18 protein-coding genes and 2 tRNA genes are annotated in these 20,810 nt (G+C 68.1%); 13 read left to right on the top strand and 7 right to left on the bottom strand.

What is annotated here, in order from left to right:
* Nucleotides 1-560 precede the first annotated feature (560 nt).
* Nucleotides 561-1,058, top strand: a complete 498-nt coding sequence (locus tag PROKR_RS00470; RefSeq protein ID WP_084800172.1) for a hypothetical protein — start codon at nt 561-563, stop codon at nt 1,056-1,058.
* Between the two features lie 115 nt (nt 1,059-1,173).
* On the opposite strand, the gene rsmG is transcribed toward PROKR_RS00470, so the two are convergent.
* From rsmG to rpmH, 6 genes are all read right to left on the bottom strand, one after another.
* Nucleotides 1,174-1,842 (bottom strand): 16S rRNA (guanine(527)-N(7))-methyltransferase RsmG, encoded by a 669-nt coding sequence (gene rsmG, locus PROKR_RS00465; RefSeq protein WP_036958809.1) that lies wholly within the window; start codon nt 1,840-1,842, stop codon nt 1,174-1,176.
* Nucleotides 1,843-1,954: 112 nt separating this feature from the next.
* A complete protein-coding gene (locus PROKR_RS00460; RefSeq protein ID WP_036958754.1) occupies nt 1,955-2,509 on the bottom strand; it encodes a Jag family protein in 555 nt (184 codons plus the stop codon).
* A gap of 11 nt (nt 2,510-2,520) precedes the next feature.
* Entirely contained in the window at nt 2,521-3,711 is a 1,191-nt protein-coding gene (yidC, locus tag PROKR_RS00455) for a membrane protein insertase YidC (RefSeq protein WP_036958752.1), read from the bottom strand.
* 83 nt (nt 3,712-3,794) lie between these two features.
* Entirely contained in the window at nt 3,795-4,103 is a 309-nt protein-coding gene (gene yidD / locus PROKR_RS00450; RefSeq protein ID WP_036958751.1) for a membrane protein insertion efficiency factor YidD, read from the bottom strand.
* Nucleotides 4,100-4,477 carry a ribonuclease P protein component gene (gene rnpA, locus PROKR_RS31210; protein WP_084800171.1) on the bottom strand — a complete coding sequence of 126 codons (378 nt, stop codon included), beginning with the start codon at nt 4,475-4,477 and terminating at the stop codon, nt 4,100-4,102. The genes yidD and rnpA overlap by 4 nt, the downstream gene beginning before the upstream one ends.
* Nucleotides 4,478-4,480: 3 nt before the next feature.
* Entirely contained in the window at nt 4,481-4,618 is a 138-nt protein-coding gene (gene rpmH / locus PROKR_RS00445; RefSeq protein WP_010849920.1) for a 50S ribosomal protein L34, read from the bottom strand.
* Between the two features lie 431 nt (nt 4,619-5,049).
* On the opposite strand from rpmH, the gene dnaA reads away from it, so the two are divergent.
* The 5 genes from dnaA to PROKR_RS00420 all read left to right on the top strand — a co-directional run bounded on the left by dnaA (nt 5,050) and on the right by PROKR_RS00420 (nt 11,145).
* Nucleotides 5,050-6,486: a chromosomal replication initiator protein DnaA gene (dnaA, locus tag PROKR_RS00440; RefSeq protein WP_020017329.1), complete on the top strand. Its 1,437-nt coding sequence runs from the start codon at nt 5,050-5,052 to the stop codon at nt 6,484-6,486.
* A 708-nt stretch (nt 6,487-7,194) separates the two neighbouring features.
* The gene (gene dnaN, locus PROKR_RS00435; protein ID WP_020017328.1) at nt 7,195-8,328 is read left to right on the top strand and encodes a DNA polymerase III subunit beta; all 1,134 of its coding nucleotides are present in this window, start codon (nt 7,195-7,197) and stop codon (nt 8,326-8,328) included.
* Between the two features lie 120 nt (nt 8,329-8,448).
* Complete coding sequence (gene gnd / locus PROKR_RS00430; protein ID WP_036958750.1) at nt 8,449-9,345, top strand: phosphogluconate dehydrogenase (NAD(+)-dependent, decarboxylating); 897 nt, start codon at nt 8,449-8,451, stop codon at nt 9,343-9,345.
* A gap of 26 nt (nt 9,346-9,371) precedes the next feature.
* Nucleotides 9,372-10,610, top strand: coding sequence for a DNA replication/repair protein RecF (gene recF / locus PROKR_RS00425; RefSeq protein ID WP_036958748.1), 1,239 nt, complete (start codon nt 9,372-9,374; stop codon nt 10,608-10,610).
* A gap of 19 nt (nt 10,611-10,629) precedes the next feature.
* Nucleotides 10,630-11,145, top strand: coding sequence for a DciA family protein (locus PROKR_RS00420; protein WP_020017325.1), 516 nt, complete (start codon nt 10,630-10,632; stop codon nt 11,143-11,145).
* A gap of 123 nt (nt 11,146-11,268) precedes the next feature.
* Here the strand turns inward: PROKR_RS00420 and PROKR_RS30340 are convergent, their stop codons facing one another.
* A complete protein-coding gene (locus tag PROKR_RS30340) occupies nt 11,269-12,078 on the bottom strand; it encodes a hypothetical protein (protein WP_051432544.1) in 810 nt (269 codons plus the stop codon).
* A gap of 607 nt (nt 12,079-12,685) precedes the next feature.
* Here PROKR_RS30340 and gyrB point away from each other — a divergent pair.
* The 7 genes from gyrB (at nt 12,686) to PROKR_RS00385 (ending at nt 20,751) form a co-directional block, all read left to right on the top strand.
* Nucleotides 12,686-14,767 (top strand): DNA topoisomerase (ATP-hydrolyzing) subunit B, encoded by a 2,082-nt coding sequence (gene gyrB / locus PROKR_RS00410; RefSeq protein WP_036958746.1) that lies wholly within the window; start codon nt 12,686-12,688, stop codon nt 14,765-14,767.
* Between the two features lie 182 nt (nt 14,768-14,949).
* Complete coding sequence (gyrA, locus tag PROKR_RS00405; protein ID WP_036958744.1) at nt 14,950-17,610, top strand: DNA gyrase subunit A; 2,661 nt, start codon at nt 14,950-14,952, stop codon at nt 17,608-17,610.
* Complete coding sequence (locus PROKR_RS37145; RefSeq protein ID WP_245605649.1) at nt 17,610-18,830, top strand: DUF3566 domain-containing protein; 1,221 nt, start codon at nt 17,610-17,612, stop codon at nt 18,828-18,830. The genes gyrA and PROKR_RS37145 overlap by 1 nt, the downstream gene beginning before the upstream one ends.
* Nucleotides 18,831-18,969: 139 nt before the next feature.
* Nucleotides 18,970-19,043: transfer RNA gene (locus PROKR_RS00395), tRNA-Ile, on the top strand.
* Between the two features lie 35 nt (nt 19,044-19,078).
* Nucleotides 19,079-19,198, top strand: a complete 120-nt coding sequence (locus PROKR_RS36710) for a DLW-39 family protein (RefSeq protein WP_020017321.1) — start codon at nt 19,079-19,081, stop codon at nt 19,196-19,198.
* Between the two features lie 13 nt (nt 19,199-19,211).
* A tRNA-Ala gene (locus PROKR_RS00390) sits at nt 19,212-19,284 on the top strand.
* Nucleotides 19,285-19,548: 264 nt separating this feature from the next.
* A complete protein-coding gene (locus PROKR_RS00385; protein WP_036958743.1) occupies nt 19,549-20,751 on the top strand; it encodes a beta-1,3-glucanase family protein in 1,203 nt (400 codons plus the stop codon).
* Nucleotides 20,752-20,810 lie beyond the last annotated feature (59 nt).

Genomic DNA, 20,810 nt, shown 5'->3' with positions numbered 1-20,810 from the left:
CGCCGTCGCGCGGGGGATCAGATGTCGCCTGACGAGCATTCGTCGCCAACTGCAGCCGCCCTCCCTGATCGCACCGTCCGACCCAGTCTGTTTCACGTGAAACGCAACCCCCGCCCCAGCGTGACATCACGCCAACCGGCATCGCCCCGAATGCCCCTGAGCCAAAGAGATCTACGAGAGGGGCCGCTCAACTCCTGCCTCTCCCGCTCGCGCTGACCTCTCGGCCTTACCCGGAGCGGTGTGATCGAGAGGCCAGACATCGCACGCTGTTTCACGTGAAACGATGCCCCGGCCAATGCGTGAGAGGCGCCGCCAGCTGCTCTCCTGCGCCTACCTTTCTCCGCCTTCCCTTCCCGACCTGTGATTGGCGCCCCCGGGCCGTCCGCCATCCCTGGTCACACCACGCGCCACGCGCATCTCGGGCTCACGTAGCCGCAGATCAGATCCCGCCGCCGCACCCGCGCACTACTCGCTATGGCAGAACTGGTATGCCCCACCGAGCCGGCGCTCCACATATCCTCAATGCGCCAGGTACGTCTGACTCCACGCAGGGAGGCGTCTTGTCCAGACTCAGCACCCGAGCCACTGCCCTCATCACCGCGTTCACAGCAGCACTCGTGCTCGGCTTCGCCGCCCCGGCGAGCGCGGCCACCTTCCTCACCCACACACAAGCGACCAGTCAGCTGAGCGCTGCCGGCATCAGCTGGACGTCGAGCGGCGGGTGCAGCGATCGCAACGTCGCCACCTGCACGTCGTTCGAACAGGTGCGGCAGACCACCATCGACGGGATCAAGACGCTGCGCTCCGCCAGCGGCTGTGCCATCACGATCACGGGTGGCACCGAGACGGGCCACTCGAGCGGCACCTACAGTCACTGGAACGGCTACAAGCTCGACATCCGGCCGACCACCTGCATCGACAACTACATCACCAGCACCTTCACGTATGTCGGGTACATCTCCGGCTGGGGCTACCAGTACCGCTCCGGCGCCGGCAATCTGTACACCGACGAGGGCAACCACTGGGACATCCTGTACTACAACTGCGGCGGCTGCTGAGGCCTCAGGCAGGCCACGCTCCACCCGGCAACGCAGGACCAGCAGGTGCCAGCCACCACACAGAACGGGAGCGGTCGCCCCACCGGCGACCGCTCCCGTTCCACGTGAAACATCGCTACTTGCTGCGCCGCACCCGCAGGATCGTCGTCGCCTCGACGCCCTCGACCGTGACCCCCTCAAGGATCTCCGGCTCGACGGCCGAGAACTTGCGCAGCACCTTGCGGGCAGGCTCGATCTCCTGCACCACGTTGCGCCCCTTGAGGATCACCAGCTCGCCGCCCACCCGGACCAGCGGCATGCTCATCCGGACCAGCTTCGACAGTGCGGCGACCGCCCGCGACGTGACCGCGTCGACCTCGAAGGCGTCGTGATACTCCTCGGCCCGCCCCCGCTTCACCTGGACGTTGGTGAGTCCTAGCTCGGCGACCACCTCGGCGAGCCAGGTGGTCCGCCGCTCCATCGGCTCCACCAGGATGACGTCGAGCTCGGGCCGCATCACTGCGATCACGATGCCCGGCAGACCAGCCCCAGATCCGATGTCCGCGACCGACCCGGTCGTCGGCAGGTACGGGACCACGGCGGCGGAGTTCAGGATGTGCCGCTCCCAGATGCGCGGGACCTCGCGAGGCCCGATCAGCCCACGCAGCTCACCCTGGTCGCGGAGCAGCTCTGCGTAGCGAGCCACGCCGTCGTACGCATCACCGAGGTACGCCTTGACCGTGTCACTCGCACCAAGCGTCTCGCCGTCGAACACCTCATCGGCCGTGCCTGTCTCCCCTGCCACGTCGGAACCTTCCACGTCCCTGTCCTCCACTCGCTGTCGAAAGTAGCCAAACACACCGAGGGCCGGTGCACGTCCTGGGGACGCGCACCGGCCCTCGGCCGAAGCCATCTGCTCAGTCGGTGACCACAGCCGACGTCTCGGCCGGCTGAACCACGACGTACCGCTCCGGTTCGACGCCACGCGAGTCACTGACCAGGCCGGCAGCGGCGACGGCGTCGTGCACGACCTTGCGCTCGAAGGCGTTCAGCGGCTCGAGCTCTACCTCTTCGCCCGAGGCCTGCACCTGCTCGACGGCCTTCTCAGCGATGCGGGTGAGCTCCACCCGGCGTGCTGCCCGGTAGCCGCCGATGTCGAGCATCAGCCGGCTCCGGTCCCCGGTCCGCGTCTGCACGGCCAGCCGGGTGAGCTCCTGCATCGCGTCGAGCACCTCGCCCTCGCGGCCGATCAGATGGGACAGCGACGAGGGGTCGTCCGCGACCACCTCGACCGCGGCGCGATCGTGCTTGATGTCGAGGTCGATGTCGCCGTCGAGGTCGGCGATGTCGAGGAACTCCTCGAGGTAGTCAGCGGCGATCTCGCCCTCCTCCTCGAGGCGCTTGGTGCGGTCCTCCGGATCGGCGACCGTGGCCGCGGGATCGGGGGCGGCCGTACCTGTGCTCGCGTTCATCGAGTCTCCTCCTACTTCTTCTGCTTGCGCTTGCCCGACGACGACGAGGTCGCCCCCGGCGCGGTACCGGACTGCTTGGGCTTCGATCCCGGCTGCGTGCTGGACTGCTTGGCCGAGCCGGCCTGCTTCGGCGTGCCGGACTGCTTCGACTTGGCGACCTGCTGCTTGTCGGCCGGCGCATCGGTCGTCGTGTCGGCCGCGTCCTGCGGTGCCGCCTGAGCGATCGCCGGTCGCGTTGCTTCGGGCCGAGCCGCGCCCTTCTGCCGGTTCTTGCGCTTCGGCTGAACTCGCTGACCGCTCTTCGGCTCCTCGACCACCGGGACCTCGTCCTCGATGACCGTGCCGTTACGCGCTGCCTTGCGTGCGGCCTTCGCTGCCTGCCGCTCCTTCATCTGCTTCTCGGCGATGGAACCAGGCGTCGGCATCCGCTTGATCGTGTAGTACTGCTGGCCCATGGACCACAGGTTGGTGACGGTCCAGTAGATCAGCACACCGACCGGGAAGTTCACGCCGGAGATCGCGAAGACGATCGGCAGCATGTAGAGCATCAGCTTCTGCGTCTGCGCCATCGGGCCCTCGAGAGCCGACGGCGGCATGTTCTTCATCGTCAGCTGGCGCTGCGTGGTGAAGGTCGTGACGCTCATCGCGACGATCAGCACGATCACCACGATGCGCGAGGTCATCGAGTCCGTCTGCAGGAAGACGTCGCTCAGCTGTGCGCCGAACAGCGTCGACGACTCGATGTCGCTCGCGACCTCACGAGTGATCGGGCCGATCGGATCCTGCGCGCCGGTCGAGATCGGCTCCAGGCCGTTGAGCACCCGGAAGAGCGCGAAGAAGATCGGCGACTGCAGCAGGATCGGCATGCACGAGGCGAACGGGTTGGTCCCGTGCTTGCGGTACAGCTCCATGGTCTCGCGGGTCATGTTCTCGCGGGACGCCGGGTCCGTCTTGCCCTTGTACTTCTTCTGCACGGCCTGCAGCTCGGGCTGGATCATCTGCATCCCGCGCGACGCCTTGATCTGCTTGAAGAACAGCGGGATGAGCAGCACGCGGATGACGATCACGAGGGCAACAATCGAGAGCACCCACGCGGTGCCGGGGCCGCTGGACATCCCCAGGGTCGTGAACAGCCAGTGCGACCCGTACATGATCCAGGCCACGACCCACTCGATGGGGTAGAGGAAGGCGAAGAAGTCCATCGGTCAAGAAGCTCCAGTGTTGGTGACGCGAAGTCTGCGGGAGGTGCGAGGGGGTCGTGTACGGCGGCACGGACCGGGGCAGGTCAGCCCTCGGCGTGAGTGTGCGTGCCGCGCGCCGGCGGCACGTCGTCGACGCCGCCGAGACTCCACGGGTTGCACCGCAGCAGGCGCCACAGCGCGAGACCGAGCCCACGCAGCGCACCATGGCGACGGAGCGCGATCACGGTGTACTGCGAGCAGGACGGGTAGTACTTGCAGCTCGGAGGGCTCATCGGGCTGATGAACGCCTGGTAGAACCGGACCATCCCCACGAGGAGCGTCACCGGGAGCCGGCCGATGAGCGATGGCTCGCGCACCGGTGCCTCACCCTCGGGTGCGGGGACGGTGGTCATCTCTTCCCGCCTCCGGAAGCGCGCGCGACGGCACGGCGCAAGCACGAGTCGAGGTCACGATCGAGGTCTGCGTAGGTCGCGCCCGCCGACGGCGGAAGAGCGCGCACGACGGCCCGAGCGGAGTCGGGCAGCACTGAGAGCTGGCCGAGCGCCGCGGCACGGAGCCGACGCTTCACCAGGTTGCGCTGCACGGAGTTACCCACAGCCTTGGAAACGACAAAACCGACCTGGGGAGTTCCCGATCCCGGATCCGAGACGCTTTCGTCCGGAACGAGAAGGTGAACCACCAAGGTCGATCGACCTGCGCGCGTGCCGCGGCGCACCGTCCGCTCGAAGTCGACGGAACGGCGCAGACGGTGCGCCGCGGGCAACATGGCTCAGGCTGAGAGCTCGGCGCGACCCTTGCGCCGGCGAGCTGCCAGGATGGCGCGGCCGGCACGGGTGCGCATGCGCAGCCGGAAGCCGTGGGTCTTCGCACGACGGCGGTTGTTCGGCTGGAAGGTCCGCTTGCTCACGAGGTACTCCAAGAACGTCGGGGTAGGCACACCGTCTGTCCTCGACGATGCAGTGAATGGTGGCCGCTCAGTACTTCGATCGACCGAGCCGACCCGGGGCCTGGCCCACTGGTCCTGGCCAACGTCGGAGGACGTGGCTCGGATCCGTGTATAGGCGCGCAGAAGTACCTGGAACGGCTGTCTGACGTTACGCCGACGGGAGCCCCCGGGTCAAACCAGAACCGCAGGATCATGCGTGTCGGACGCGCCACACCGTGCGTCCCGGACGTCCGTGTCCCCACCCCGTCAACGCAGGCTACGTACCACTTACCCAGCCATGATCCCCGCCATCCACAACCTGTGGACAACTGTGTGGACGGTGCCCCATCATGGCAGACTCCAACACACCCCAGCATCGCGCACCACCCCACGCACGAGACGAAGGAAAGCCAGTGGCCAACCCGGACGAGAACATCGGCGACGTCTGGGCGCAGACCCTGACAGCGCTCGAGGCCCGGCCTGACATGAGCCCCCGGCAGCTCGCCTTCATCCGTCTCGCCAAGCCGATGGCTGTGCTGGACGACATGGTCTTCATCGCCGTTCCCCACGAGCAGACGCGTACCTACCTGGAGACGGCCGTTCGCGACGACCTGGTCTCCGCGATGTCCTCGGTGCTCGGCCGGGACGTCCGCTTCGGCATCACCGTGGACCCCGAGCTGAGCAGCAGCACGCTCGCCGGCCCGTCGCAGATCTCCGGACCGGCCGCGCTCTCCCTCGAGCAGGAGCCACCGGAGCCCGAGCAGGCGCAGATGCCTATAGCGCCGCAGCCCGCGCCCAAGCCCTCCGCCGAGCCCACCCGGCTGAACCCGAAGTACATCTTCGAGACGTTCGTCATCGGCTCGTCCAACCGGTTCGCGCACGCTGCCGCGGTCGCCGTGGCCGAGGCGCCGGCCAAGGCGTACAACCCGCTCTTCATCTACGGCGACTCGGGGCTGGGCAAGACCCACCTGCTGCACGCCATCGGGCACTACGTCCACAACCTGTATCCACACATCCGGGTGCGGTACGTGAACTCCGAGGAGTTCACCAACGACTTCATCAACAGCATCGGCGAGGGCAAGGCGGGCGCGTTCCAGCGTCGGTACCGCGACGTCGACGTGCTCCTCATCGACGACATCCAGTTCCTGCAGGGCAAGGAACAGACGATGGAGGAGTTCTTCCACACCTTCAACGCGCTGCACAACGCCAACAAGCAGGTCGTCATCACGTCCGACGTCCCGCCCAAACAGCTCAACGGGTTCGAGGACCGGCTGCGCTCCCGCTTCGAGTGGGGCCTCATCACCGACGTCCAGCCCCCGGACCTCGAGACCCGCATCGCCATCATGCGCAAGAAGGCGGCGAGCGAACACCTCGACGTGCCGGCCGAGGTCCTCTCCTACATCGGCTCGCGGATCTCCACGAACATCCGTGAGCTGGAGGGCGCGCTGATCCGCGTGACCGCGTTCGCCAACCTCAACCGGCAGCAGGTCGACCTGGCGCTGGCGGAGATAGTCCTCAAGGACCTCATCACCGACGACGACGACACGGCGGAGATCACTCCCGCCGTCGTGATCGCGCAGACTGCCGCGTACTTCGGCCTCACCATCGACGACCTGTGCGGCTCGTCACGCTCCCGCGTGCTGGTCACCGCCCGGCAGATCGCCATGTATCTGTGCCGCGAGCTCACCGATCTGTCGCTGCCCAAGATCGGCCAGCAGTTCGGCGGCCGTGACCACACCACGGTCATGCACGCGAACAAGAAGATCGCCGGACAGATGGCGGAACGCCGCTCGACCTACAACCAGGTCACCGAGCTCACCAGCCGGATCAAGCAGCAGCAGCGCGGCTGACGAGCCCTCCTGGCCGTCCCTGGCTCATGCCGGCCTGTCTCCGTGTTCTGCGCGGGACCCACGTCCCCTGGGCCACACAGAGGCCCGAACCCGTCTGTGAAATCCGGCATAACCAGCAGTTCCACACCTATCCACACCCCTGTGCACAGCCATATCGGTGCGCAGGGGTGTTGCGTATACGCACCTCCACAGGTCTGTCCACACCAGGATCCCCGGATTCCGGCGACTCCGATCAGGTTGTCCCCAGCGCTGTGGACCGAGTCTGTGCAGAACTTGGTCCGCCGCGCTGACCAGCCCATACACACCTGGGGACAAGCCTGTGGACGGGTGTGGATGAAGGCATGTTTTCTGTGGGCGACGAGACCCGAATCGGTGGACAGCCTGTGTGTAAAAACTGGCCGTCCACAGTGGTCCCCAGTTCATGCACAGTTGGACCCACAGTTCCTCCACAGGCAGAAATGGCACCTGACCTGCGGAAAGACACGATTTCCCCAGTTTCCACAACACCGACTACTACTACGACAGTTATCTATCAGGGGGAATCCACACGCCTTCATCAGGCGATCGGGCGCTCGGACAGCACTTCGAACACTAGTACGAGAGCCTTCAGGAAGTCCATCCACAGCCCCTGTCTATCGAGTGCCGCCCGGTCCTCAACTCGCGTAGGGTTTCCCTCGACAGTCCAGGAACAAGAGGAGATGCAACGGCATGAAGTTCAGGGTCGAGCGCGACGTCCTCGCCGATGCCGTGACATGGACCGCTCGCACGCTCCCCACGCGCCCGCCGGCTCCGGTCCTCGCCGGCGTGCGGATCGAGGCCGACGCACAGGGCGTGATCAACCTCGCGAGCTTCGACTACGAGACGTCCGCGCGGTCGGAGATCCCCGCCGAGGTCGCAGAGCCGGGCACGGTGCTGGTCTCCGGGCGACTGCTCGCCGAGATCTCCCGCGCGCTGCCCAACAAGCCCGTCGACGTGGCGCTCGAGGGCAACAAGGTGATCGTCACCTGCGGCGCCAGCCGGTTCACCCTCCTCACCATGCCTGTGGACGAGTACCCCGCGCTGCCGGGTCTCCCCGAGGTCAGCGGCACGGTCTCGGGCGACGCGTTCACCCACGCCGTGGCGCAGGTGACTGTCGCCGCCAGCCGGGACGACACGCTGCCTCTGCTCACCGGCGTGCGGGTCGAGATCGAGGGCGAGCGCATCACCCTCCTGTCCACCGACCGCTACCGGCTCGCCCTGCGTGAGCTGACGTGGACCCCGGCCACCCCGGGCTTCTCCGCGGTCGCGCTGGTGCGGGCCCGCACGCTCAACGATGTCGCCAAGTCGCTCGGCTCGGGCGGCGGTCTCGTGAACGTCGGTCTGTCCACAGGACAAGGCCTCGACCTCGTGGGTTTCGAGGCCGGCGGCCGGCAGACCACGTCCCAGCTGGTCGACGGCGACTACCCGGCCGTCCGCCGCCTGTTCCCGGACAGCACCCCCATCCACGCCGTCGTCGCCACCGCGCCGCTGATCGAGGCCGCCAAGCGCGTGAGCCTCGTCGCGGAGCGCAACACGCCGATCCGCCTCTCGTTCAGCGAGGGGCAGGTCGTGCTGGACGCCGGGCAGGGTGACGACGCGCAGGCTTCCGAGGCCTTGGAGGCCGTGCTCGTCGGCGAGGACATCGCCGTCGCCTTCAACCCGCAGTTCCTGCTTGACGGGCTGGGCGCACTGGGCACGGACTTCGTCCGGCTGTCCTTCACGCACCCGAACAAGCCGGTGGAGTTCACCGGCCAGGGCAGCCTGGACGGCGAGGACGACTCCGCTTACCGGTACCTGCTGGTGCCGATCCGCTTCACCGGCTGACGGTCCGTCGCTCCGCCCCTCGGGGCCGGACCGGTCCAGTGCATCCACAGCACCGTCAGCAAGCACCAAGGCGGCCGCCACGAGCGACCCCGTCGAACGACCCTGGAGGATTTCACGCACATGGTTACCCACATCGGCCTGGTCGGCCTGGGGAAGATGGGCAACAACATGCGGGCCCGCCTTCGCAAGGGCGGCATCGAGGTCACCGGGTTCGACCCGCGCCCCGAGGTGTCCGACGTCGAGACGCTCGCCGACCTCGCCGCTGCACTTCCCGAGGAGAAGCGGGTCGTCTGGGTGATGGTGCCGGCCGGCGAGCCCACACGCGGGGTCCTCGACCAGCTCGGGCAGATCCTGTCCGAGGGCGACATCGTGATCGAGGGTGGTAACTCCCACTACGTCGAGGACCAGGAGCGGGCCGCGGAGCTCGCCAAGAACGGGATCGGCTACCTCGACGTCGGTGTGAGCGGCGGTGTCTGGGGCCTCGAGAACGGCTACGGCCTGATGGTCGGCGGGGCTGCCGCGGACGTGGAGAGCGTCATGCCGGTCTTCGACGCGCTGCGTCCCGAGGGGCCCCGTGAGGAGGGCTTCGTCCACGCGGGCGGGGTCGGGGCCGGGCACTACGCCAAGATGGTCCACAACGGCATCGAGTACGGCCTCATGCAGGCCTACGCCGAGGGCTACGAGCTCCTGGCTGCCAAGTCCGACCTGATCACCGACGTGCACGGCACGGTCCGCGCCTGGAGCCGCGGCACGGTCGTCCGTTCATGGCTGCTCGACCTCATGGTCAAGGCGCTGGAGGAGGACCCGAAGCTCGCCCTGCTGGACGACTGGGTCGACGACTCGGGCGAGGGCCGTTGGACCGTGGACGAGGGCATCGACCTGGCCGTCCCGCTCCCCGTGATCTCTGCCGCACTGTTCGCGCGGTTCGCCTCCCGCCAGGAGCAGTCGCCGGCGATGAAGGCCGTGGCCGCGCTCCGCCAGCAGTTCGGCGGGCACGCGGTCAAGTCGGCGGAGTAGCGTCCGGGACGTACGATCTCCTACCGATGTACGTCTCCCACCTCTCCCTGCTGGACTTCCGGTCGTACGCGTCGGCCGACGTGGAGCTCGAGCCCGGGGTCAACGCCTTCGTAGGGCGCAACGGCCGCGGCAAGACCAACCTCGTCGAGGCCATCGGGTACGTCGCGACCCTGGGTTCGCACCGCGTCGCCACGGACGCACCGCTGGTGCGTTCGGGCGCGGAGCGCGCCGTGGTGCGGACCCGGATCGTGCGTGGCGACCGGGCAAGCACGGTCGAGCTGGAGATCACCCAGGGCAAGGCGAACCGCGCCCGGATCAATCGCGGCCAGCCGGTCCGGGCGCGAGACGTGCTGGGCGTCCTGCGGACGGTCCTGTTCGCCCCCGAGGATCTCGCCCTGGTGAAGGGTGACCCGGACGGCCGCCGGCGGTTCATGGACCAGCTGCTGGTCCTGATGGTGCCGCGGATGTCCGCGGTGCTCTCGGACTACGAACGGGTGCTGCGGCAGCGGTCGGCACTTCTCAAGTCGGCCCGGTCGGCGAGGCGGTCGGGTGGGTCGTCCCGCTCCGAGAGCTCGGCGGCAGCCGAGCTCTCGACGCTCGACGTCTGGGACGCCCGGCTCGCGGAGCTGGGGGCAGAGATCCTGTCGCTGCGGGTCCAGCTGGTGCACGCGCTCCGTCCCGCGGTCGCCGCGGCGTACGAGCAGGTGAGCGACGCCGACGGCGACGCGGAGATCGCCTACCGGTCGTCCCTCCCGGCGCTGTCGGAGGACAATCCACCGGACTTGTCCACAGGCTCTGGGGATAACTTTTCGGACGTCGCGCGCCTCCGTGACCTCCTGCTGGAGGCACTGGCCGCCGCCCGGCCGCAGGAGCTCGAACGTGGCGTGAGCCTGGTCGGGCCGCACCGGGACGACCTTGTCCTGACGCTCGGCGGGCTACCTGCCAAGGGGTACGCGAGCCATGGCGAATCGTGGTCGTTCGCTCTCGCGCTGCGGCTGGCGTCGTTCCGTCTGCTGGGCGGGGATCCGCAGAATTCGGCGGATTCACCCGCATTCTGGGACCCGGATCTCGGCACCGACGCAGACCCGGTGCTCATCCTTGACGACGTGTTCGCCGAGCTCGACGTCCGACGCCGGCAGCGTCTCGCGGACCTGGTGCTGCCGGCCCGCCAGGTACTCGTGACGGCTGCCGTGCCCGAGGACATCCCGGCGGCGCTCGACGGCGTACGGTTTCACGTGGAACCCGGGACGGTGACCCGTGACTGATGAATCTCCACAGGGGCCTGTGGATAACTCCGAGCCCGCGTTGACCCCACCGTCGGAGGTCGCACGCGCGGCGCTGAACCGTGCCAAGGCGGCGGCCCGTGCCCGTGGGCTGCGGCCCGGATCGCCCTCACGGCGATCTCCCCTGGCCGAGCCCCGGTCGAGCGGTTCGGGCCCCGGAGCGCGGGATCCACAGCTTCTCGGGGCCGTTGTCGGCCGGCTGCTGCGGGAGAAGGGCTGGACCGAGGAGGTGTCGGTCGGCGGTGTCGTGGGCCGCTGGCGCGAGGTCGTGGGCTCGGAGATCGCCGACCACTGCACGCCCGAGACGTTCGAGGACAAGGTCCTCGTGGTGCGCGCGGACTCCACCGCCTGGGCGACCCAGCTACGGCTGCTGGTGCCGAACCTGATCCGCCGCATGGCCGAGGAGATCGGTGAGGGCGTCGTCGAGGAGGTCACCGTTCTCGGCCCCGCGGGTCCGGGCTTCCGGCGCGGTCCGCGCTCGGTGCGCGGACCGGGTCCCCGCGACACCTGGGGCTGACGCCGTCCGGATATCCACAGGCGCACGCTCACGCGTCCACAGACGCACGAAGGGCTCCCCGGCCGAAGCCGGGGAGCCCTTCTCTGCTCAGCTGCGCCGTGGCGTCAGCCAGGAGCGATCAGCTCACGCGTTGTGCTGCATGCGCTTGCGGGCCCAGACCAGGGCGACGCCACCGATGGCCAGCAGCGCGGCGAACGCGATGGCGCCACCGACGGTCGCACCGGTCGCGGCGAGCTCCTCGGGCTCCTCAGCCGCGGGGCTGGGCGAGGCGGACGGCTCGTCGACGGGCGCCACGGAGGCCTCCTCGCTCGGCTCGACCGAAGGCTCGGACGGCGTCGGCGTCGGCTCGCACTCCTCCTCGAAGACGATGGCCTCGGTCGGCAGCAGGGCCGAACCGTCCTCCTGCGGGATGTAGGCACCGAGCTCCTCGGGGAAGGTGAACTCCTCCGAGTTGAGGGTGGCGACGATGCCGGCCTCGGTCTTGGTGTAGGTGATCGCCTCGGTGCTCTCCGGGAGCACGATGTCGTCCAGGCTGGCGGCGCAGCCGGAAACGGCCTCCGGCACCACGGGGTTGACGACCTCGGCGGGCGGCGGCGTCTGGCAGACACCGATGGAGCCCGACTGCGACCAGTCGTACTGCGTGCCGTCCTTGCCGTCGTAGGCGTCGACGGTGACGGTCCACTCGTGCGCCTTGTCGAGCCCGAGGTTCTCCTCGTAGCGCTTCTGGAATCCACCGCTGAACTCGGTGTCCTCGACGGTCTGGCCGTCAATGACGACCGTGACCTTGGCGTCCTGGTAGTACTTGAGATCAACGTTCACGAAACCGCAGTCCGAGGAGACGCTCGGCGTGTGTGCGGATGCGGGTGCGGCCGAGGCGATCATGCCGCCGAAAGCCAGGACGGCGAGGGTTCCGCCGGCAAGAAGCTTCTTCACTCTATAAGCCCTTCGAAGTGAGAGTGCGCGAGCGCGCGCATGTGACCGGTCGGTGCCATTAGAGCAGAAAAAGACAAATCAACGAAATGTCTCCTTCTGCGTACAAATTTTCTGACCTTCGTCAGGCAGTGACGTTGCGATTCAGTGGGCATCTGCATGCCTGGTGCGGTCGCGACATGCGCTTGGCACGTGCTCCGTGGACCGGCGGACGACACCGTCCGGGCCTGGCGATCGCGTGCCGCCCCCGACGGTGATCAACGTCCGGGCCGCGAACCCGATCAACCACCGCGGCGGCGGTCCGGAGGCCTGATCCGAACCCCTCCAGGGCCCCAGAAATCACCCTGTGGAGAAAGGTTGTGGAGGAGTGGCTACAAACACCCCAGGATCCCGGGTTTTCGCCGCTCAGAAGGTAGTATGAGGGGGTCAACCGCGCCGGGTTCCCAGGAACGTCCTGAGAGCCCGGAACGCTGAGCACCGACGAGCCGTCGGACCGTGCATAGCACCCGAGCAGGCCGGGGTCCCACCGGGCCCGAGCCGCTCGTGCCGTAGCTGGTACGTCCGTCGTCGTGCACATCGTGTGCCTGAAAGACGAGGAGCAACCCCGCCCGTGACAGAGCGAATCGACGGCGGCTACGACGCCGGGAACATCACAGTCCTGGAAGGTCTCGAGGCCGTTCGTAAGCGACCGGGCATGTATATCGGATCAACCGGTGAGCGTGGGCTCCACCACCTTGTGTACGAGATTGTGGATAACGCTGTGGACGAGGCTCTCGCAGGCCACGCCACGGAGATCGACGTACGCCTTCTGGCCGACGGCGGGGTGCGAGTCACCGACGACGGCCGCGGTATCCCGGTCGCCATGCACCCGACCGAGGGCAAGCCCACGCTTGAGGTCGTGATGACGATCCTGCATGCCGGCGGAAAGTTCGGCGGCGGCGGATATGCCGTCTCAGGCGGCCTGCACGGCGTCGGTATGTCGGTGGTGAACGCCCTGAGCACCCGGTTCGTGTCCGAGGTGCGCCGCGACGGCTTCCACTGGCGCCAGGAGTACACCGACGGTGGCAACCCGATCACCGGCGTCGACAAGCTCGAGCCGCTCGGTGCCGACGAGCACACCGGGACCACCCAGACCTTCTGGGCCGACGGCAGCATCTTCGAGACCACCGAGTACGACTTCGAGACCCTCCGGGCGCGGTTCCAGCAGTACGCGTTCCTGAACAAGGGCCTGAAGATCACGCTGACCGACGAGCGCGCGGGTCACTCCGCTGCGACCGACGAGGTCACGGGCGCGGAGCCCGAGGTGCCCGCCGACGGCGTCGAGCGGGTCACCGACGGGCAGGCCGACGCCGACGGGACCACCCCGGACGCGCAGGGGGCCGACGCCTGGCGCACCGTCACGTACAAGTACGACGACGGCCTGATGGACTACGTGCACCACCTGAACTCGGCGAAGCGCGTGGAGCTCATCCACCCCGACGTGATCTCGTTCGAGAGCGAGGACACCGAGCGCAAGATCTCCGTCGAGGTCGCGCTCCAGTGGACCAGCGCCTACAGCGAGTCGGTGCACACCTTCGCCAACACGATCTCCACCACCGAGGGCGGCACGCACGAGGAGGGCTTCCGCGCGGCGATGACCACGCTGGTCAACAGCTATGCGCGAGACAAGGGGATCATCAAGGAGAAGGACGAGAACCTCACGGGTGACGACATCCGCGAGGGCCTGACCGCCGTCATCTCCGTCAAGCTCGGCGAACCGCAGTTCGAGGGCCAGACCAAGACGAAGCTCGGCAACACGGAGGCCAAGACCTTCGTGCAGCGCGTCGTGCGCGAGCAGCTCGTCGACTGGTTCGACGCCCACCCGAACGAGGCACGCGACGTCATCCGCAAGGCGATCCAGGCCTCCCAGGCCCGCATCGCGGCGCGCAAGGCGCGCGAGGCGACCCGGCGCAAGGGAATCCTGAGCAGCGGCGGCATGCCTGGCAAGCTGCGGGACTGCCAGTCGAACCACCCGGAAGAGTGCGAGATCTACGTCGTCGAGGGTGACTCGGCAGGTGGCTCGGCGGTCCGCGGTCGCAACCCGCGCACCCAGGCGATCCTCCCTCTGCGCGGCAAGATCCTGAACGTCGAGCGGGCACGGCTGGACAAGGCGCTCTCGAACGCCGAGGTCCAGGCGCTCATCACGGCCTTTGGCACCGGCATCGGCGAGGACTTCGACATCGCGAAGCTGAGGTACCACAAGATCGTGCTCATGGCGGACGCCGACGTCGACGGTCAGCACATCGCCACCCTGCTGCTCACACTGCTGTTCCGGTACATGCGTCCGCTCATCGAGCACGGCCACGTGTACCTCGCGCAGCCGCCGCTGTACCGGATCAAGTGGAGCAACGCACCGCACGACTACGTCTACTCGGACCGGGAGCGCGACGCGTTCCTCGAGGCCGGCGCCGCGCAGGGCAAGCGGATCCCGAAGGACAACGGCATCCAGCGCTACAAGGGCCTGGGCGAGATGGACTACTCCGAGCTCTGGGACACCACGATGGACCCGGACCACCGGACGCTGCTGCAGGTGACCATGGACGACGCGGCCGCGGCCGACGAGATCTTCTCCGTGCTCATGGGCGAGGACGTCGAGTCCCGCCGCACCTTCATCCAGCGCAACGCCAAGGACGTGCGGTTCCTCGACATCTGAGGAGTGAGGCGCAGCCTCGCAGGACATCGACATGTGCAGAGTCGTCCGAGGAACGAGCGCACGAGCCAGGGGCTCGTGAGCCCCGGAGCCGCCGCCCGTCCGGGCGTGCGGCCCCGGGAACGGACAGGGCGGCCCAGGAGACGAAGTGACACGCCCACCGGCGTGGAAAGGAAGTACAGACGGTGACGGACGAGACCCCCGGCGTGGAGAACGCCGACGACGGCATTCCCGCGGAGGACGCACGAGTCGCGGTGCAGCACGGCCGCGTGGAGCAGGTGGACCTGCAGCTCGAGATGCAGCGGTCGTACCTCGACTACGCGATGAGCGTGATCGTGGGCCGTGCGCTGCCCGACGTGCGTGACGGCCTCAAGCCGGTGCACCGCCGCGTCATCTACGCGATGTACGACGGCGGTTACCGGCCGGACCGCGCGTTCTCCAAGTGCTCGCGCGTCGTCGGTGACGTCATGGGTAAGTACCACCCCCACGGCGACACCGCGATCTACGACACCTTGGTCCGCCTGGTCCAGGACTGGGTGCTGCGCTACCCACTCGTGGCCGGGCAGGGCAACTTCGGCTCGCCGGGCAACGACCCGGCCGCGGCCCCGCGGTACACCGAGTGCAAGATGGCTCCGCTCGCCCTGGAGATGGTGCGGGACATCGAGAAGGGCACCGTCGACTTCCGGCCCAACTACGACGGTCGCACGCAGGAGCCCGTCGTCCTTCCGGCGCGCATCCCGAACCTGCTGGTCAACGGCTCGGCCGGCATCGCCGTCGGCATGGCGACGAACATCCCGCCGCACAACCTGCGCGAGGTGGCCGAGGGCGTCCGCTGGCACCTGGCCCACCCCGACGCCACGCGCGAGGAGCTGCTCGAGGCGCTCCTGCAGCGCATCAAGGGCCCCGACTTCCCGACGGGCGCACAGGTCCTGGGCCACAAGGGCATCGAGGACGCGTACCGCACCGGTCGCGGCTCCATCACGATGCGCGCGGTCGTGAACGTCGAGGAGATCCAGAACCGGATCTGCCTGGTCGTCACCGAGCTGCCCTACATGGTCAACCCGGACAACCTGGCCTCGAAGATCGCGGACCTCGTCAACGACGGCCGGATCAACGGCATCGCCGACATCCGCGACGAGACGTCGGGCCGTACCGGGCAGCGCCTGGTGATCGTGCTCAAGCGCGACGCCGTCGCCAAGGTGGTGCTGAACAACCTCTACAAGCACACCCCGCTGCAGGAGAACTTCAGCGCGAACATGCTTGCGCTCGTCGACGAGGTGCCTCGCACGCTCAGCATCGACGCGTTCGTGCGGCACTGGACCACGCACCAGATCGAGGTCATCCGCCGGCGTACCGAGTACCTCCTCAAGGAGGCACAGGACCAGATCCACATCTACGACGGTTACCTCAAGGCGCTCGACGCGCTCGACGAGGTCATCGCGCTGATCCGCCGCTCCCCCGACGTCGACGAGGCGCGCACGGGCCTGATGGACCTGCTCACGATCGACGAGCAGCAGGCCAACGCGATCCTGTCGATGCAGCTGCGCCGTCTGGCCGCCCTCGAGCGCCAGAAGATCCTCGACGAGCACGCCAAGCTGCGTGCCGAGATCGAGGACTACGAGGACATCCTTGCGAAGCCGGAGCGGCAGCGGGCCATCGTGGGCGAGGAGCTCGACGAGGTCACCGAGCGCTGGGGCGACGAGCGCCGCACCACGATCCTCCCCTACGACGGCGACATGTCCATGGAGGACCTGATCCCCGAGGAGGACGTGGTCGTCACGATCACGCGCGGCGGGTACGCCAAGCGGACGCGGACGGACAACTACCGCTCGCAGAAGCGCGGCGGCAAGGGTGTGCGTGGCGCGCAGCTGCGCGAGGACGACATCGTGGACCACTTCTTCACGACGACGACCCACCACTGGATGCTGTTCTTCACCAACCTCGGCCGGGTCTACCGGGCCAAGGGCTACGAGCTCCCCGAGGGCGGCCGCGACGCGAAGGGCCAGCACGTCGCCAACCTGCTGGCCTTCCAGCCCGGCGAGAAGATCGCCCAGGTGCTCGACATCCCCGACTACGAGGCCGCCGACTACCTGGTGCTCGCCACGCGACGTGGGCTCGTGAAGAAGACCCGGCTGAGCGAGTACAACTCGCCGCGTTCCGGCGGCCTCATCGCGATCAACCTGCGAGAGGACGCCGACGGCGCCGCCGACGAGCTGGTCTCCGCCCGCCTCGTGAACGCCGACGACGATCTCATCCTCGTGTCGCGCAAGGGCCAGTCGATCCGCTTCCACGCGGACGACGAGTCGATCCGTCCGCTCGGCCGCGCGACGTCCGGCGTCACCGGCATGAAGTTCCGTGAGGAGGACGAGCTGCTGTCCGCCGACGTCGTCATCGACGGCGCCGACCTGTTCGTCGTCACCGAGGGCGGGTTCGCCAAGCGCACCCGGATCTCGGAGTACCGGATCCAGGGCCGCGGTGGCCTCGGCATCAAGGTCGCCAACCTCGTCGAGGCACGCGGCGACCTCGTGGGGGCGCTCGTCACCCACGCCGACGACGAGGTGCTGGTCATCATGGAGCGCGGGAAGATCGTGCGCTCGGCTGTCGCAGAAGTTAACCTCACCGGCCGGAACACCCAGGGGGTAACCTTCGCAAAGCCGGACAAGGGGGACAGGATCATCGCCGTCGCGCGCAACGCGGAGCGTGAGGACGCGGGCGATGCGGTGGTAGCCCTGGACGAGAACTCCGACGGCGAACCCACCGAGCGGGTTACCGTGGAAGAGAATCCGACCCCCGACGAAGTTCCGAGCACCCCTGAGCAGGACAGCACCGGACGCGAGGACAGCTGATGACGAGTGACAAGAACGGGCACGTGCGCATCGCGACGCCTTCGCTCGAAGAGGACCTGGAGATCACCCGGGACCGCAAGGACGTGACTGCGGCGTCGGCCGAGGCCGAGACCCCGGACACGGAGTCGGCAGGGGCCGGCTCGGAGAAGGGCTCCGCGTCGGACGGCTCGGCGAGCACCGAGGCCGCCACAGGGCAGGGCAAGGACGGCGAGAAGGCGTCCGAGCCGATCGTGGTGGCCTCGCCGGCGAAGACGACCCCGGCCAAGGCCGAGGGCAAGCCCCCGGCACCGCCTGCTCCCGGCGATCCCACCACCGACGTCCCGACGACGGGGGGCGTCTGGCGGTCGGCCTACGAGGCCGGGAAGTCGGGCAAGGACCAGAAGTCGGCAGAGCCCACGCCGGCGTCGAACGACGAGGACAAGGACCCGGCGGGCCTGGTATCGGCCATCGGGCGGGCCTCGGCCAAGAACGACGCCTCGACGGCGCAGGGTTCCACCCCGACCGAACCCGACGCCAAGTCGTGGAACCGGGTGCCGGCGCCCACTGCGTCGGTGAGCACCCCGGCCCCGGCCCCGGCGGGACCGACGGACGGCGTGAAGGCCGGCGCGATGAAGGCGGCCCAGGCCGCCCTGGACGCCGCCCGCAGCGCGGCGAAGAAGGTGTCCTCGATCATGCCTGACGACGACGGGCAGACGGCGTCCGCCCAGAACGAGCCCAAGCCGCGGCCCGAGATGCACTACACGGCGGCAGGCGTGCGCGGCACGGCCACGCCGGTCCCCGACGGCCCACAGGTCCAGCAGGTGCCCGCGCAGCCGGCGTCGACCCCCACGCCGGAGGTGCCGCGTCCGGCGCCGGCCGGGCCTCGCCGGGTGCGGCTCGCCCTCTCCCGCGTGGATCCGTGGTCGGTCATGAAGCTCGCGTTCCTGCTGGCCGTCGCGGTCGCGATCATGACCGTGGTCGCCACCGCCGTCTTCTGGTCGGTGCTCAACAGCCTCGGTGTGTTCACGACGGTGCAGACCTTCGTGGAGGACGCCGTCGGCCCGCAGAGCAACGTGAACCTCACGCAGTTCGTGGAGTTCCCCCGTGTCATCTCGCTCGCGACCCTGATCAGCATCTGCAACATCGTGCTCCTGACGGCGATCGCGACGATCATGGCGTTCCTGTACAACATCACGGCAGCACTGGTCGGCGGCGTGCACATGACGCTGACCGACGACTGATCCAGCAGTACCAGAGCGTTCCCGTGCGTCATCACGCACGGCTCGGCGCACGTCACACCGCGAACCATCATTTCGGTTTGGGACATCGTCCCTACCTGGGGTAATCTCCAGTGTCGCCAAGAGCGTGCGCAACGCTCTCGGGGCTATAGCTCAGACGGTTAGAGCGCTTCCCTGATAAGGAAGAGGTCGGAGGTTCAAGTCCTCCTAGCCCCACTCCAGGACCTGCAGAGGCTCCCCAGGAGGAACTCGTGAAGAAGCTGCTCGTACTGCTGCTGGCGGCCGGAGCCGGCTACATCCTCTGGCGCAAGCTGAGCGAGGACGCCGCAGGCCGCGATCTCTGGTCCGAGGTCACCGACTCGATCGACTGAGCGGTCCTCCATCGGGGCCATGGCGCAATTGGTAGCGCACCTGCTTTGCAAGCAGGGGGTTGGGGGTTCGAGTCCCCCTGGCTCCACCCCCATGACCGAAGCCCGGATTCGTCCCGGCTTCGGTCATTTTTGCGTTCTCGCCACCTCCGGCTCTCATGGTCGGCGGACACCCGTCGGGGTAACCACGTAGGCCCTGCTTGTGGAATACCCGTAGGTTCGGCCCGTTCGCGCGATTTTTCACCCTCAATCCGCTTCCGCCTACTGACAAGGCAGGACTCCTTCCATATCGTCGAGTCGCGAGGGGCAGCACCACCACACTGTTCGGCCCCTCGTGAACCGAGGAGGACAGCGTGTCCCTGACCAGGAAGCTCATCGGCACCGCCGCCGCAGTGACCGCCGCCCTGGCGGCTGCCGTGGTCGCCACGCCGACAGCCACAGCAGTACCCGACACCATCCCGCTCACGATCACCAACGACTCCGGCCGGAGCGACCAGGTGTTCATCTATGTGCTGGGCGAGACGGGTGGCCAGCTCGGCTACTCCGACGCCGAGGGGACGTTCCACGCCTGGCCCGACGTCGGTGGCGTGCCCGAGGCGGCACCCGACGCGTCCATCGCGGGACCCGCGGACGGCCAGGACGTCACCATCCAGATGCCGAAGCTGTCCGGACGGGTCTACTTTTCCTACGGCAGCAAGCTCGACTTCAAGATCGTCAACGACGGCCAGCTCGTGCAGCCGGCCGTGCAGAACCCGAGCGACCCGAACCGGGACATCCTGTTCAACTGGACGGAGTACACGCTCAACGACTCGGGGCTGTGGATCAACAGCACCCAGGTCGACTTCTTCTCGGCCCCGTACCAGACGGGCCTGCGCTCCTCGAGCGGCGAGCTGATGCACACCGGGATGCTCAAGCCGGACGGCTGGGACAACGTGGTCTCCTCGCTCGCGCAGCAGGACGGCTGGGACGGCCTCGCGCAGACCGGCCCTGACGGGTCCGTGCTGCGGGTGCTCTCCCCCGGCCACGGTGTCGGCACGGGTCAGGTCGATGCGAACATCCTGTCGGACTATGTCGACCGGGTGTGGAGCAAGTACTCGAGCGAGACCCTGACGGTCGTGCCCTACGGTGACCAGCCCGAGAAGAAGTTCCTCGGCACCGTGTCGGGCGACACGATGACGTTCACCGACAGCTCGGGCGCCGTCGTCACGACGTTCCCGAAGCCGTCGGGCGAGTCGATCTTCGGCTGCGCGGGCGACCTCGCGGCGCCGAACAACGACATCGGTGCCATCGCGCGCACGCTCTGTGCCGGATTCAACCGGTCCTCGCTGCTCGACAGCAGCACGCAGCCGACCCAGGATCCCGCCGGTTTCTACCAGGACTCGGTGACGAACTACTACGCGAAGTTCATCCACGAGCAGATGGCGGACGGCAAGGCGTACGCGTTCGCGTTCGACGACGTCGTGGCGCAGGAGTCGCTCGTGCACGACGGTGACCCGACCGAGGCTTTCATCCAGCTCGACCCGTTCGCGGGTGCCGCTACGCCGATCGGCGGCTGACGCCGGGCACGCCAGGTTCGCGCACGACAGGAGGGCCCGGCCGAATCGGCCGGGCCCTC

The sequence above is a fragment of the Promicromonospora kroppenstedtii DSM 19349 genome (assembly GCF_000515355.1).
Taxonomy (GTDB): Bacteria; Actinomycetota; Actinomycetes; order Actinomycetales; family Cellulomonadaceae; genus Promicromonospora; species Promicromonospora kroppenstedtii.
This window is presented reverse-complemented; position numbering and strand designations above follow the sequence as displayed.